15 protein-coding genes are annotated in these 12,882 nt (G+C 52.8%); 12 read left to right on the top strand and 3 right to left on the bottom strand.

From position 1 onward, the window contains the following. Window positions 1-135: 135 nt before the first annotated feature. The 4 genes from polA to ACQ4N8_RS23305 all read left to right on the top strand — a co-directional run bounded on the left by polA (window position 136) and on the right by ACQ4N8_RS23305 (window position 4,940). On the top strand, window positions 136-2,802 hold the full coding sequence (gene polA, locus ACQ4N8_RS23320; protein WP_430706747.1) for a DNA polymerase I: 2,667 nt from the start codon (window positions 136-138) through the stop codon (window positions 2,800-2,802). Between the two features lie 67 nt (window positions 2,803-2,869). Then, window positions 2,870-3,787 (top strand): DNA-formamidopyrimidine glycosylase, encoded by a 918-nt coding sequence (gene mutM, locus ACQ4N8_RS23315; RefSeq protein ID WP_430706746.1) that lies wholly within the window; start codon window positions 2,870-2,872, stop codon window positions 3,785-3,787. Beyond that, a complete protein-coding gene (gene coaE / locus ACQ4N8_RS23310; protein WP_430706745.1) occupies window positions 3,784-4,380 on the top strand; it encodes a dephospho-CoA kinase in 597 nt (198 codons plus the stop codon). The genes mutM and coaE overlap by 4 nt, the downstream gene beginning before the upstream one ends. Next, window positions 4,377-4,940: a lytic transglycosylase domain-containing protein gene (locus tag ACQ4N8_RS23305; protein ID WP_430706744.1), complete on the top strand. Its 564-nt coding sequence runs from the start codon at window positions 4,377-4,379 to the stop codon at window positions 4,938-4,940. Before coaE ends, ACQ4N8_RS23305 begins: the two co-directional genes overlap by 4 nt. A 75-nt stretch (window positions 4,941-5,015) precedes the next feature. Here ACQ4N8_RS23305 and ACQ4N8_RS23300 read toward each other — a convergent pair whose 3' ends face one another. Next, on the bottom strand, window positions 5,016-5,237 hold the full coding sequence (locus ACQ4N8_RS23300) for a small, acid-soluble spore protein, alpha/beta type (protein WP_430706743.1): 222 nt from the start codon (window positions 5,235-5,237) through the stop codon (window positions 5,016-5,018). Between the two features lie 136 nt (window positions 5,238-5,373). On the opposite strand from ACQ4N8_RS23300, the gene nrdR reads away from it, so the two are divergent. From nrdR to ACQ4N8_RS23270, 6 genes are all read left to right on the top strand, one after another. After that, window positions 5,374-5,844: a transcriptional regulator NrdR gene (nrdR, locus tag ACQ4N8_RS23295; protein WP_430706742.1), complete on the top strand. Its 471-nt coding sequence runs from the start codon at window positions 5,374-5,376 to the stop codon at window positions 5,842-5,844. Between the two features lie 207 nt (window positions 5,845-6,051). Next, window positions 6,052-7,005: a phosphate ABC transporter substrate-binding protein gene (locus ACQ4N8_RS23290; RefSeq protein ID WP_430706770.1), complete on the top strand. Its 954-nt coding sequence runs from the start codon at window positions 6,052-6,054 to the stop codon at window positions 7,003-7,005. Window positions 7,006-7,091: 86 nt separating this feature from the next. Further along, window positions 7,092-7,994: a phosphate ABC transporter permease subunit PstC gene (pstC, locus tag ACQ4N8_RS23285; protein ID WP_430706741.1), complete on the top strand. Its 903-nt coding sequence runs from the start codon at window positions 7,092-7,094 to the stop codon at window positions 7,992-7,994. Beyond that, window positions 7,991-8,878: a phosphate ABC transporter permease PstA gene (gene pstA, locus ACQ4N8_RS23280; protein ID WP_430706740.1), complete on the top strand. Its 888-nt coding sequence runs from the start codon at window positions 7,991-7,993 to the stop codon at window positions 8,876-8,878. Before pstC ends, pstA begins: the two co-directional genes overlap by 4 nt. 12 nt (window positions 8,879-8,890) lie before the next feature. Then, a complete protein-coding gene (gene pstB / locus ACQ4N8_RS23275; protein ID WP_430706739.1) occupies window positions 8,891-9,649 on the top strand; it encodes a phosphate ABC transporter ATP-binding protein PstB in 759 nt (252 codons plus the stop codon). Window positions 9,650-9,865: 216 nt separating this feature from the next. Then, window positions 9,866-10,489: a DedA family protein gene (locus tag ACQ4N8_RS23270; RefSeq protein ID WP_430706738.1), complete on the top strand. Its 624-nt coding sequence runs from the start codon at window positions 9,866-9,868 to the stop codon at window positions 10,487-10,489. Between the two features lie 49 nt (window positions 10,490-10,538). On the opposite strand, the gene ACQ4N8_RS23265 is transcribed toward ACQ4N8_RS23270, so the two are convergent. Continuing rightward, window positions 10,539-10,766 carry a hypothetical protein gene (locus tag ACQ4N8_RS23265; protein ID WP_430706737.1) on the bottom strand — a complete coding sequence of 76 codons (228 nt, stop codon included), beginning with the start codon at window positions 10,764-10,766 and terminating at the stop codon, window positions 10,539-10,541. Between the two features lie 374 nt (window positions 10,767-11,140). On the opposite strand from ACQ4N8_RS23265, the gene ACQ4N8_RS23260 reads away from it, so the two are divergent. Next, the gene (locus ACQ4N8_RS23260) at window positions 11,141-11,263 is read left to right on the top strand and encodes a sporulation protein YjcZ (RefSeq protein ID WP_430706736.1); all 123 of its coding nucleotides are present in this window, start codon (window positions 11,141-11,143) and stop codon (window positions 11,261-11,263) included. Window positions 11,264-11,323: 60 nt separating this feature from the next. Here ACQ4N8_RS23260 and ACQ4N8_RS23255 read toward each other — a convergent pair whose 3' ends face one another. Continuing rightward, on the bottom strand, window positions 11,324-12,274 hold the full coding sequence (locus tag ACQ4N8_RS23255; protein WP_430706735.1) for a radical SAM protein: 951 nt from the start codon (window positions 12,272-12,274) through the stop codon (window positions 11,324-11,326). 442 nt (window positions 12,275-12,716) lie between these two features. On the opposite strand from ACQ4N8_RS23255, the gene ACQ4N8_RS23250 reads away from it, so the two are divergent. Beyond that, window positions 12,717-12,882: transposase (locus ACQ4N8_RS23250; RefSeq protein ID WP_430706769.1), on the top strand; the 166-nt coding region annotated here is incomplete at its 3' end.

Raw genomic sequence — 12,882 nt, 5'->3', positions numbered from 1 at the left:
TTGCGGGTGACCTACCGGCCGCCGCTTGCGAACGACGCAGGCGGCGGCCGGTTTTCGTTTGCCGCTGTCCGGTGTTATCGGAACGCCCCCTGTGTTATCATAGGTAAAGGTAGAAAACTGTGGACGAGGTGTCGTATGGAAAAATTGATTCTAATAGATGGCAACAGCATCATTTACCGGGCTTTTTTCGCCATGCCGCCGCTTACCAATTCCAGCGGGGTGCACACGAACGCGGTTTACGGTTTTACCAATATGCTGCTGCGGCTGATTCAGGAAGAGCAGCCCACGCATATCATGGTTGCATTCGACGCAGGCAAGGTTACGTTCCGTCACGAAGGGTACCAGGAATATAAAGGCGGCCGAGACAAAACGCCGCCGGAGCTGTCCGAGCAATTTCCGCTGATGCGCGAGCTGCTGGAGAGCTTCGGAATCGCCTGGTTCGAACTTGCCGGGTACGAGGCCGACGACATCATCGGTACGCTCAGCAAGCGGGCCGAAGAAGCGGGACAAGAAGTGCTCGTCGTTACCGGGGATAAAGACATGCTGCAAGTCGTCAGCGACCGGGTCAAGGTGGCGCTGACGCGCAAAGGGGTCAGTGAGGTCGAGCCTTACGACCCTCAGGGAATCGAGGACAAGTACGGGCTGAAGCCGTTGCAAATCATCGACCTGAAAGGTTTGATGGGCGATGCCTCCGATAATATTCCGGGCGTTCCGGGCATCGGGGAGAAAACTGCGCTAAAGTTGCTGCACCAATACGGCTCCGTTGAGGAAGTGTTGGCCCGCACCGACGAATTAAAGGGCAAAATGAAGGAAAATCTGGTGAACCACGCGGACGATGCCCGGATGAGCAAGCAGCTCGCCACGATTTTCCGCGAAGTGCCGGTGGAACGGTCCTGGGATGAGATGAAATTCTCCGGCATCGAGGAAGAGAAGGCGGTTCCCATGCTGCGCAAGCTGGAATTCAAATCTTTGCTGGAGCGATTATCTTTTTCGGGAGGAGCTTCCGGGAATGCTTCCGGGGGCGGCGAACCCGAGGCGTTAAAGGAAATCGACGTTACGGTCGTCGATAAGGATACGCTGCCGGACCTGGTTGCCCGCTTATCGGACATCGAAGGCATTATCGTCGAGTCGTACGGCGAAAACCCGCACCACGCGACCGTGATGGGACTTGTGCTATCCACGGCGGAGCGCCATTTCTTTCTGTCGTTTGAGACCCTGCAGCTGAAGGAGGCTGCGGAGGTCGTGGCCTGGCTGGCGGACGAGAAAGTGCCGAAACGGGGATACGACCTGCACCGCGTGGATTTGGCGTTGTTTTGGCAAGACATCGCTTTTGCCGGCGCCGAGCACGATGTGCAGTTGGCCGCATATTTGCTGGATCCGACGGAGAACGATCAAACGATCAGCGGCTTGGCCGCGAAATATCATCTGCCCGCCGTTCCCGGCGATGATGAGGTGTACGGCAAAGGCGCCAAATTCAAAGTACCGGACCAGGAGTCGCTTAGCCAGCATTTGGCCCGCAAAGGGGAAGCGCTGCTGCGTCTCGTTCCGATTCAGCGAAGCGAGCTGGAGAAATATGAAATGAACCGGCTGTTCTATGAGCTGGAAATGCCGTTATCCCGGATTTTGGCCGATATGGAGAAGCAGGGCGTGGCCGTAAACAAGGAAGCGTTGAAGGAGCTGGGCGTCGAGTTTGAAGCGCAGATCAGCAAGCTGGTTTCGCGGATTTATGAAATCGCGGGAACGGAATTCAACATCAATTCAACGAAGCAATTAGGAGATATTTTGTTCGATAAGCTGGGGCTGCCGGTCATCAAGAAAACCAAAACCGGGTATTCTACCGATGCGGAAGTGCTGGAGAAGCTGGCACCTTATCACGAGATCGTCCAGTTTATTTTGGAGTACCGCCAGTTGGCGAAGCTGCAATCGACTTACGTGGAGGGCTTGCTGAAGGAAATTTCGCCGAAAACGGGCAAGGTGCATACCTATTTCCGGCAAACGGTCGCGGCTACGGGCCGTTTGAGCAGTCAATTCCCGAACCTGCAGAATATTCCGATCCGCCTTGAGGAAGGCCGCAAGATCCGTAAGGTGTTCGTGCCGTCGGAGGAAGGCTGGTTTATTCTCGCCGCCGATTATTCGCAGATCGAGTTGCGCGTGCTGGCCCATATTTCCGCGGATCAAGGGCTGCAGGAGGCGTTCCTGCATGACATGGACATCCATACGAAAACGGCAATGGACGTCTTTGGCGTCGGGGCGGACGAGGTGGATGCCAACATGCGCCGGTCGGCCAAAGCGGTCAACTTCGGCATTGTGTACGGGATCAGCGATTACGGCCTGTCCCAGAACCTGAATATTACGCGAAAGGAAGCCGCGCGGTTCATCGATCAGTATTTTGACGCTTTCCAGGGCGTTCGCCGCTATATGGACGATATCGTGAAGGACGCCAAACGGGACGGTTACGTCAAAACCCTGCTGGAACGCCGCCGTTATCTGCCGGAAATCAATGCCTCGAACTTCAACCTGCGTTCATTTGCGGAACGCACGGCGATGAATACGCCGATTCAGGGCACCGCGGCGGATATCATCAAGCTGGCGATGGTGCTGATGGACGAAGCGTTGTACAAGCACGGCCTCAAGAGCCGCATGCTGCTGCAGGTGCATGATGAATTGGTGTTCGAAGTTCCGCCGGAGGAGCTTGAAATCATGAAGAAGCTCGTGCCCGAAACGATGGAAAAAGCGCTGCCGTTGTCCGTTCCGCTCAAAGCCGAGGTCAGCAGCGGCCTGAACTGGTACGAGGCGAAGTAGGCAGGCCCGAACGTTTCCCTTTGGGGACGCTGGATTCACCAATTACTACAACATCGAGGTGACGATCATGCCGGAATTGCCGGAAGTCGAGACGGTCAGACGGACGCTGACCCAATTAATCGTCGGTAAGAAAATCCGCGCCGTCCGCGTTTTGCTGCCGCGGATCATTCAACGGCCGGACGACATCAAGCGGTTCGAAACCGAGCTGGCAGGACATACGATCGTCGAGATCGGCCGCCGGGGGAAGTTTTTGCGCATCGTGATGGACGGGCTGGTCCTGGTCTCCCATCTGCGGATGGAAGGCCGGTATGGACTTTACCAAGCAAATGAAGAGGTCGAAAAACATACGCACGTCATTTTTCAATTTATCGACGGCACCGAGCTCCGTTACAAAGACGTACGCCAGTTCGGCACGATGCATCTGTTCTTCCCCGGAGAGGAATTTAAGCATAAGCCTTTGGCTAAACTGGGTCTGGAGCCGCTCGCGGAATCGTTTTCGCCGGAAGCTTTCCGCGAGGCGATTTCACGGCGAACCACCAAGATCAAGCCGGCTCTGCTGAACCAGGAATATATCGTAGGGCTAGGGAATATTTATGTAGATGAAGCTTTGTTCCGGGCCGGGATCCATCCGGAATATCCGGCGGACAAGCTTACCGCTGCCGAGTTGGACCGGCTGCACGCCGCGATCGTATCCACGTTGGAAGAAGCTGTGGATGCCGGCGGTTCTTCCATCAAGTCCTATGTCAACGGCCAGGGGGAGATGGGCATGTTTCAGCATTCCCTGCGGATGTATGGACGCAAAGGGGAACCCTGCCTGAACTGCGGACAGCCGGTGGAGAAGACGGTCGTCGGGGGCCGGGGCACGCATTTTTGCCCGAATTGCCAGCCGCCTTATCGGACCGCGCCCGGCAAGAAACGCGGGCAAACCAAGACAGGTCCGGCAAAACCCGGCTCGAAGCCAAACCGCGAGGGGTTGAAACGATGAACATCGGACTCACCGGAGGCATTGCTACCGGCAAAAGCACGGTGTCCCATATGCTGGCCCTTCGCGGCGCCGCCGTCATCGACGCGGATTTGATCGCCAGGGAAATCATGGAGCCCGGTCATCCGGTGCTTGCCGCCGTCGCGGAGCGTTTCGGACAAGCCGTATTGCATGCGGACGGAACATTGAATCGCAAGAAGCTCGGCGAAATTGTTTTCTCGCAGCCGGAGGAACGGAAGACGCTGGAAAGCTTGACCCATCCGGCGATCCGCGCGGAAATGAAAAAACGCATGTCCGGGCTGGAGGCGGCTGATCCTGGGCGATTAGTCGTAGCCGATATTCCGCTGCTTTACGAGTCCGGCCTTGAGCCGCTGTACGATGAAATCATGGTGGTCTACGTACCGAGAGAGCTGCAGTTATCCCGATTGATCCTTAGAGACGGTCTGACCGAGGACGAAGCCGAAAAAAGGCTGAGAGCCCAAATGGACATCGAAATAAAGAAGGAGAGGGCGGATATTTTGATTGATAACAGCCGTGGACTGGCGGATACGGAGCGTCAGGTTGACGATTTTTGGCGGGATAAGGGTCTCAAATGAGGTGGCTGCGAAAAAAGAGAGTGCTGCTTTTGCTGTTTCTCGGCTTCACGGTCCTGATTTTTTTCAATTCCGCCTGGCTTTCGCTATTTTATCCGATTTATTATAAAGAAGAAATTCGCTATCATGCGCAACATAACGGCCTGGACCCGTTTATCGTGGCGGCGATCATCAAAGTGGAAACCAATTATCAACCCGGTGCGGAGTCCAATAAGGGAGCTTTGGGAATCATGCAGATCATGCCGGATACGGCGGAGTGGGTGATCACCAAAGCCAAGCTGCCGAATGCATCGCTGGAGAAGATCCGGAATGAAACGGATGCCAATATCCAAATCGGCACCTGGTATTTGAAGTCGCTGGCCGATCAGTTTGACGGCAACCAGATCGCCATGATCGCCGCCTATAACGCCGGACCGACCAATGTGAAAAAATGGCTGAAGAGCGGAAAATGGGACGGGCGCCTGGAAACGTCAAAGGATATTCCTTTTGGCGAAACCCGGCATTACGTGCAGCGGGTTACCCATTACTACAAGCAGTACTCGGATATTTATGACGAGTTCTAGGGGCTTCCAGGCACGTAAAAAAGAAAGCATTAACCGGCGAATTCACGCCGGTCAATGCTCTCCGGTTGCATCGGCTTATTTGAATTGACCTGCCAGCTGTTGTTCAGCCAAGGTTACCAAACGTTTCGTAATGAAACCACCGATCGAACCGTTTTCGTAAGAAGTCAGGTTACCAGCATATCCGTCTTGTGGGAAAGCAATGCCAAGTTCCTGAGCCACTTCATATTTCATTTGCTCGAGAGCTCCAGTAGCTTGTCTAACCACCAGGTTGTTCGAAGAGTTGTTGTTTTGGGCCATGATTGTTCACCTCCTTGCGGTTGGTAACAGTATTATGTACCGGTACTATCAACTTCATTACGAAAATTTTCAGTTATTTATTGGCATTAACTAAAAAGGACCGTCAGCACAGCATTTTGAGGGGAGGCGTTCTAGTTTGAAATGCCCGTATTGCGATTATTTAGGAACCAAAGTGCTTGATTCGAGACCCGCTAACGAGAACCGCTCGATCCGCCGCCGGCGGGAGTGCGAGAAATGCAGCCGGCGCTTTACAACCTTTGAAATGGTCGAGGAAATGCCGCTTATCGTAATCAAGAAGGATGGGAGCCGCGAGGAATTCAGCCGGGAGAAAATGCTGCGCGGATTGATCCGCGCCTGCGAGAAGCGGCCGGTTTCGGTCGAGCTGTTGGAGACCATCGTTTCCGAGGTTGAGCGTTCTATGCGACACTCGGCGAATGCCGAGGTGGAGAGCCGGGAGATCGGCGAGTTGGTCATGGAGCAGCTGTATCCGGTGGATGAGGTGGCTTATGTGCGTTTTGCTTCGGTATACCGGCAATTTAAAGATATCAATATGTTTATGAAAGAGCTCAAAGGGCTGCTGTCCAAGAATACGGACGACGCCGATTAAGCGGCATACGGCCCATTTGATCAAGTTCCATCCAAACACCCCCTCTCCATATGCGGCGGGGTGTTTATTTTTTTGCATTATTGCAGAAATTACATAAGAACAAACTTGGCCGAGGATTTTACACAAAGTTTACAAAACGAAAACACGGGATTGATCTTCGTTTTCTATAATCAGAATGTAAAACAAATAAGGGGGATACTTAAGACAATGAAAAAGAGCATGCTTTTGGTTTTGACTTTGGTGTTAAGCCTAACGCTGGCCGCATGCGGTCAAAACAACAACGCAGCACAAAACAACGCGACCGGAACGAACGGTGGCACTACCAATGAAGCAGCTGCGAATAACGGCGGAGACGACGCAGCGACTTCGGATTTGTCCGGGTCGATTCTGGCAGTAGGTTCCTCGGCTTTGCAACCTTTGGTTGACCAAGTTTCGAAAAAATTCATGGATCAAAATCCTAATATTTCTATACAAGTGCAAGGCGGCGGCAGCGGCACCGGGTTGACGCAAGTATCCGGCGGACAGGCCGACATCGGGAACTCGGACGTGTTTGCGGAAGAGAAACTCGAAGCCGGTCCGGCAGGCGAGCTGGTTGACCATCAAGTAGCCGTTGTAGCTATGGCGGCTGTCGTGAACCCTGACGTAAACGTCGATAATCTGACGAAAGACCAACTGGTTCAGATCTTCACCGGTAAAGTAACAAACTGGAAAGACCTGGGCGGTCCGGATCAAGCGATCCAAATCGTCAACCGTCCATCCAGCTCCGGTACTCGCGCCACTTTTGAGAAATACGCGTTGGGCACGAAAACGGAAGACCTTCAAGGTTCGATCCAAGAAGATTCCTCCGGTACGGTTAAGAAGCTTGTCGGCGAAACGCCGGGAGCGATCGGTTACCTTGCCCTTTCTTATCTCGATGATTCCGTCAAAGTCGTGAAATACGACGGCGTTGAAGCGACGGAAGAAAACGTAGCGAACGGTTCTTATCCGGTATGGGCTTACGAGCATATGTACACAAAAGGCGAGCCGAACGAAGTCGTCAAAGCATTCCTTGACTACATGGTTTCCCCTGAAGTACAAGATGCCGACGTTGTAGAACTGGGTTACATCCCGGCCAGCAAAATGCAAGTAAAGCGTGATGTGGACGGTAACATAACGAAATAACGCAAACAATCGATAAACATCATATCGGCGCGGTAAGAGGCGGACAATTCTGCCTCTTTCTGTGCTGTTGTAAAGGGAGAGGTTTCATGGCTCAGTCCGGCGGGAGAAAAAAAGTACAACCGCATATTTTAGAGGAATGGACCGGTAAAATATACGCTTCGTTTTGTATCGTTCTGCTGGTGGTTACGATCTTTTCGATGGTTTATTTTGTCGCCACCAAGGGGTTAAGCACCTTTTTTCAAGACGGGATCGCATTAGGCGATGTTTTTGGCAGCACCGAGTGGAAGCCGGAAGGAGAACCTCCTTTATTCGGAGCGCTTCCTTTCATTTTGGGCTCCTTCAGCACCTCGATTCTGGCCGCGTTGATCGCGGCGCCGCTCGGGATCTGCGCGGCTTTGTTTATGGTGGAAATCATGCCGAAATTCGGCAAGCGATATTTGCAGCCGGTGATCGAGCTTCTGGCCGGAATTCCTTCGGTCGTTTACGGTTTCGTCGGCCTAAGCGTCATCGTCCCTTTCTACCGGGATATTTTCCCGGGACAAGGCTTGGGGATCTTGGCCGGGGCGACGGTATTGTCGATTATGATTTTGCCAACCATCACCTCGATCGCGACGGATGCATTAACCGCTTTGCCTCCCGGTTTGAAAGAAGCTTCTTATGCTCTGGGGGCCACCAGATGGCAAACCTTGTACCGGACGGTCCTGCCGACCACGATGCCTGCGCTGATGACCGGGGTCGTTCTCGGGATGGCGCGCGCTTTCGGGGAAGCCCTTGCCGTGCAGATGGTCATCGGGAACGCGCCGCATATTCCGCGCTCGCTTTTTGAATCCACCTCCACGCTCACCAGCGTGATTACGTTAAGCATGGGCAATACCGTGATGGGCTCGATGCAAAATAATGTCCTGTGGACGTTGGCGCTGATCCTAATGCTCATGACGTTTATCTTCGTCTTCGTCGTACGGTGGCTTGAAAGGAGAGCAAATCGATGAGTGCAAAAACCGCAGACAAAATTGCGACAGCCGTCATTATCACCCTGGCCGGTGTGATCGTGCTCATTATGGCGGGGTTGCTCGGATTTATCCTTGTCCGGGGGCTGGGCCATATCAGCTTTGATTTTCTGACGTCGCCGCCGGAAACCATCAAGGAAGGCGGCGGGATCGGTCCGCAATTATTCAATTCGTTGTTCCTGCTCGTCCTGACATTGATCATCACGATTCCGCTGGGACTCGGAGCGGGCATCTATATGAGCGAATACGCCAAACCCGGCAAGGTAACCGATTTTATCCGGTTGATCGTGGAAGTGCTGTCCTCATTTCCGTCGATCGTCGTCGGTTTGTTTGGTTTGCTGGTGATCGTAAACGTGTTTGGCTTTGGATTCTCCCTGTTCTCGGGGGCATTGGCATTAACGGTATTTAACCTTCCGTTGATGGTCCGGATCACGGAGCAGGGCATGGCCAGCGTTCCGCAGGCCCAGAAGGAAGCCAGCCTTGCGCTCGGCTTGTCCAAGTGGAAAACGATCAAATCCATTATGCTCCCGATCGCGATGCCGATCATTTTGACCGGGACGATCCTGGCGGCGGGCCGCGTATTCGGCGAAGCGGCGGCATTGCTGTTTACGGCCGGAATGAGCAGCCCGAGGCTCGACTTCGGCAACTGGAATCCGCTGAGCCCTACATCGCCGTTAAATCCGTTCCGTCCGGCGGAAACGCTGGCCGTTCATATCTGGAAGATCAATTCCGAGGGTCTGGCCCCGGATGCTCCCGAAATTGCCGCAGGCGCTTCGGCCGTCCTGATCATTACGGTACTGCTGTTCAACCTGTTGGCTCGTTGGCTCGGACGCGTGATGTTCAAGAAATTTACGGCTACGAAATAGGAGGACGAAGCAGTGCAAAATATCGAACTGTCCACAAAAGACTTAAGCGTGTTTTACGGAGAGAAACAAGCCGTTAAAAATATATCGCTCGATTTTGCCTCCCGGGAGGTCACCGCTTTGATCGGTCCGTCCGGTTGCGGCAAATCCACCTTTTTGCGCAGCTTGAACCGGATGAACGACCTGATCAGCGGCGCACGCATTACGGGGGACATCTGGATCGGGGACGATAATATCAACGATCCCAAAACCGACGTGGTGCTGCTGCGGCAAAAAATCGGCATGGTCTGGCAGCGGCCGAATCCGTTCCATAAATCCATCTATGAGAACATCGCTTTCGGGCCGCGTTATCACGGCATTCGCAACAAGAAGCAGCTCGATCAAATCGTCGAGGAGTCCTTAACGAAAGCTGCGCTTTGGAACGAAACGAAGGATCGCCTGCACAGTTCGGCCCTGGCTTTGTCCGGCGGCCAGCAGCAACGGCTTTGCATTGCCAGATCGATCGCCGTCAGCCCAAGCATTATTCTGATGGATGAACCCGCGTCGGCATTGGATCCGGTGTCCAGCGCCAAGATCGAGGAGTTGATCGCCGATCTCAAACAGGATTACTGCATTATCATCGTAACGCATAATATGCAGCAAGCGGCGCGCGTATCGGAGAAAACGGCGTTTTTCCTGATGGGCGAGCTGGTGGAATACGACGAGACCAGCAAAATATTTACGAATCCGTCCGAGAAACGCACGGATGATTATATTTCCGGCAGATTCGGTTGATCCGTTGCTGCAGGATCTACAAACAAATAGGCCGAGTCGGGAAGCCGTTTCCCGGACTCGGCCTTTGTTTTTGAACGCCAAACGCATTCCAGCCTTAGGTCGGGGAGCCGGCCCGCCCCGGGGCCATTTTAGATTGGAAAAACCCCGTGTATACTGTTAACATAAAAGAAAAACAATCAGTAGGCGGCGCCTTGGAATAATTAAAGGAGATCGATCATGAACGTGCTGGAATGGATTGAAAGGATGTTCGAGCAATACGGCTATTTCGTGCTGCTGCTCGGGCTCCCCGTGGATTTTATAGCGCTGCCGCTGCCGCCGGGACAAACTACGTTGACGTATACCGGATATTTGGCTTTTAAAGGGGGGCTTGACTTCCTGCCCGCCCTATTGGCAGGCTACGCCGGTTCCGTCGTCGGGGTAACGATCACCTATCTGATCGGGTACCGCGTAGGAGCGCCGCTCATTGAACGTTACGGGAAATGGATTTGGCTTAAACCCGACCATTTGGACAAGACCAGGCGGGTTTATGAAAAATATGGCAATAGAATGCTGCTGATCAGCTTTTTCATACCGGGCGTTAGGCAGTTCTTCGGGTATTTCGTCGGCATTATTCGCGTCCCGTTTCGGACGTTTGCCCTATATGCCTATACGGGAGCATTTTTGTGGGTGATAACCTTTGTCAGCATCGGGTTCGTGTTCGGGGAGCAATGGCAGTATGTATTTGGCTTGGTGGAGAAGTATATGAAGTTTTTCTTTATCGGCGCAGGAGCGCTGGTGATGGTGCTGGTTTATTGGAAATGGCGCAAATGGAGGCTGAAGATCGCCAAGCTGTCCAGATGAATCGAAAGGCGCAGGATGTTTGTCCCGCGCCTTTTTGGTATGCCGTGGTTTATTTTTTATTTCGCAGAAGCATAAATTCGTCAAGCAGCGTTTCTTCGGTTTCTTCCTCGGGGGGGAGTTTGCTGGTCTCCGTTTCTTCCTTCAGCTTCAACAAGGAAAGCAGGTCAAACAAGTCGCCCAAAACGGTAAAGCCGGCGCCGATGATGGCCAGATCGTCCGAAGAGATATCGTTATCCTTAAGTCTTTTATACTGACGTCTTTTTTTTCCCAAGAACACCACCTGCTTTTAAGATTGACTTGCTTCATCATATGCAAATGGCAAAAAGCATGATTAGGCGGGTAATAGACATAAGCAAGGCGAACCTTTAACCGAGTGATACCGGGCAAGCGCACATCGATGGGTCTAGAAGATAGCTCAAATTAGAGTATAAAGATATGGATCAGGCCGTTTTCGCGGAGGAGCGGAAACATGCTTATCAATCCAATTCATCGTTCTCCGTGAACATGGGGCGATTCGCCCAATTCCATAAACTTTAGACCGTTATTGGCGCGGGGGACCGAGCGATTTTCAGGGTTCTCCGCGTTTGTACCGTGTCTTTCCGGTATGGGCCTTAATATGATGTTCTATATTTAAAAAGGAGGGAAAAACGAATGTCGGGATATGAAAATGGCGTAGGCAACGTTGGTTACGGCGGTGGATTCTGGACTTCCACGGGGACGATCCTCGTACTGTTCATTCTGCTGGTCATCATCTCCAGAGCGCTCATCTTGTAATTCATAGATCACAAAGAAAGGCTCTGCCAATTTGGCAGAGCCTTTCTTTGTTTTGGCGGATTATCCGTTTTGCGGGAACAAAGCCTCTAAGGCCGGGCAAGGCTCCATTTCAAGGAAATGCTTCAACTCGGCCGGCATTTGGGCGTAGATTTCTTTAAGCGAGGTCCCTTCGTAGATGTTGCCGATAATCACCGGATAGCACAGCTCGGAAATCAGGATATCGCCGTTGCCGTGCAGGTGAAGCTGCTTTTTTCCTTCGATGCAATGGGAGAAGTATACGCCGGGTTGGTCGGCGAAACCAAGCTCAGCGGCAAATCGGTCCATGCAGGTAAAATAGATGGTACTGTCTTCGCGTTTGGCCTCGATCAGCTCCCGTACCGCTGTTTTCAACTGCTCGCGAGCCGCGATCGCTTTCCAACCGCTATGCTCCATTTGGATGCTGTTCTGGATCTCATGCGTACGGACGCCGAGCTGGTATACATGGTCTCCGATCTCGCGCAGATGATGCTCGGTTTCCTCGAACAGCAGCGTTTCCAGCACCGTATCGATGCTTGTGGCGGCGCAATATGCGATGTTCTCGCGGATTTTGCCGTAAAGTGATTCCGGCATCCCGTAATAATGGGAGAAGGAAGCCGCATCGGTAAAGTTAAAGGAAATATGTATCGTCGTTAAGCCGGCTTGAGCCAACTGTTCGATTCTTGCCGGGGTCAGCAGACTGGCATTGGAATTCAGTTGCGTTTCGATGCCGTGCGCGGCGCAGTAGCCGACGATTTCCAGGCAGTCCTGGAATTTCAAGGTTACTTCCCCCCCTGATAGTCTGACCCGGCGGATCGTGCCGATTTCCTCGAGGATGCGGATCACCTCTTTGCCGCTGATGCTGTTGCCGTCATTTCTCTCGTAGGCGCAGCAATAATCGCATTTGAAATTGCAGCTTGAGGTGACGCCGACTTCCAAGGCTTCAAGTTGATAAGCAACCGGTTTTTCCAACTCGAGAAACTTATATTTTTTCATTTGTCATGGCCCCCTGATCGTTGGTTTGAGTTTTTTTCATACCCGGTCCAAGTAGATTATAAAGCTTGGGACAAGCCCGGATTTATGACTTTTCTTACGGCTCAACCCCAAAGCCAGTGCTTGGCGATATAAATTAGGTCTTTGGCTCTAATGATTCCAGGATGCCAGACTGAGTTGGCTGAGGTAGTGGTGGGGCGGCTGTCTATAGTGGGCGTGTTGTGTCCCTGCCTTGTTAACCCTAGCATGTTAACCCTGCCTGTGGCTTTGCACGATTATCCCTTTCGTTCAGGGGGGCCAGGGGTTGGGGGCTAGGGTAAGTGAAAAAGAAAAAAATGAGGCGGTTCAGGCGAGATTTTCGACTTGAAATAAGAACGTATGTTTGGTATGATGGGATAAAGCGAACGTATGTGCGTTAATTATTGATTCGGGGGGGGGAGCGGACATGGAAGCCAATGCGGGTACGGATCTTCAACCCTTCAGCAGCCGTTATCACAGCGAGCAGGCCTGCCTGGAGGCGCTGATCGCGATGAAGTGGCCTAACGGCTTTGTCTGCCCGTGCTGCGCTCACACCCGGTGCAGCCGTTTGACCTCCCGGCGTATCCCCTTGT

Origin of the sequence: Paenibacillus macerans, from assembly GCF_050565405.1 — a bacterium.
Classification (GTDB): Bacteria; Bacillota; Bacilli; order Paenibacillales; family Paenibacillaceae; genus Fontibacillus; species Fontibacillus macerans_B.
The sequence above is the reverse complement of the archived record's forward strand: the minus strand, read 5'-3'. Positions and strand labels throughout refer to the sequence as shown.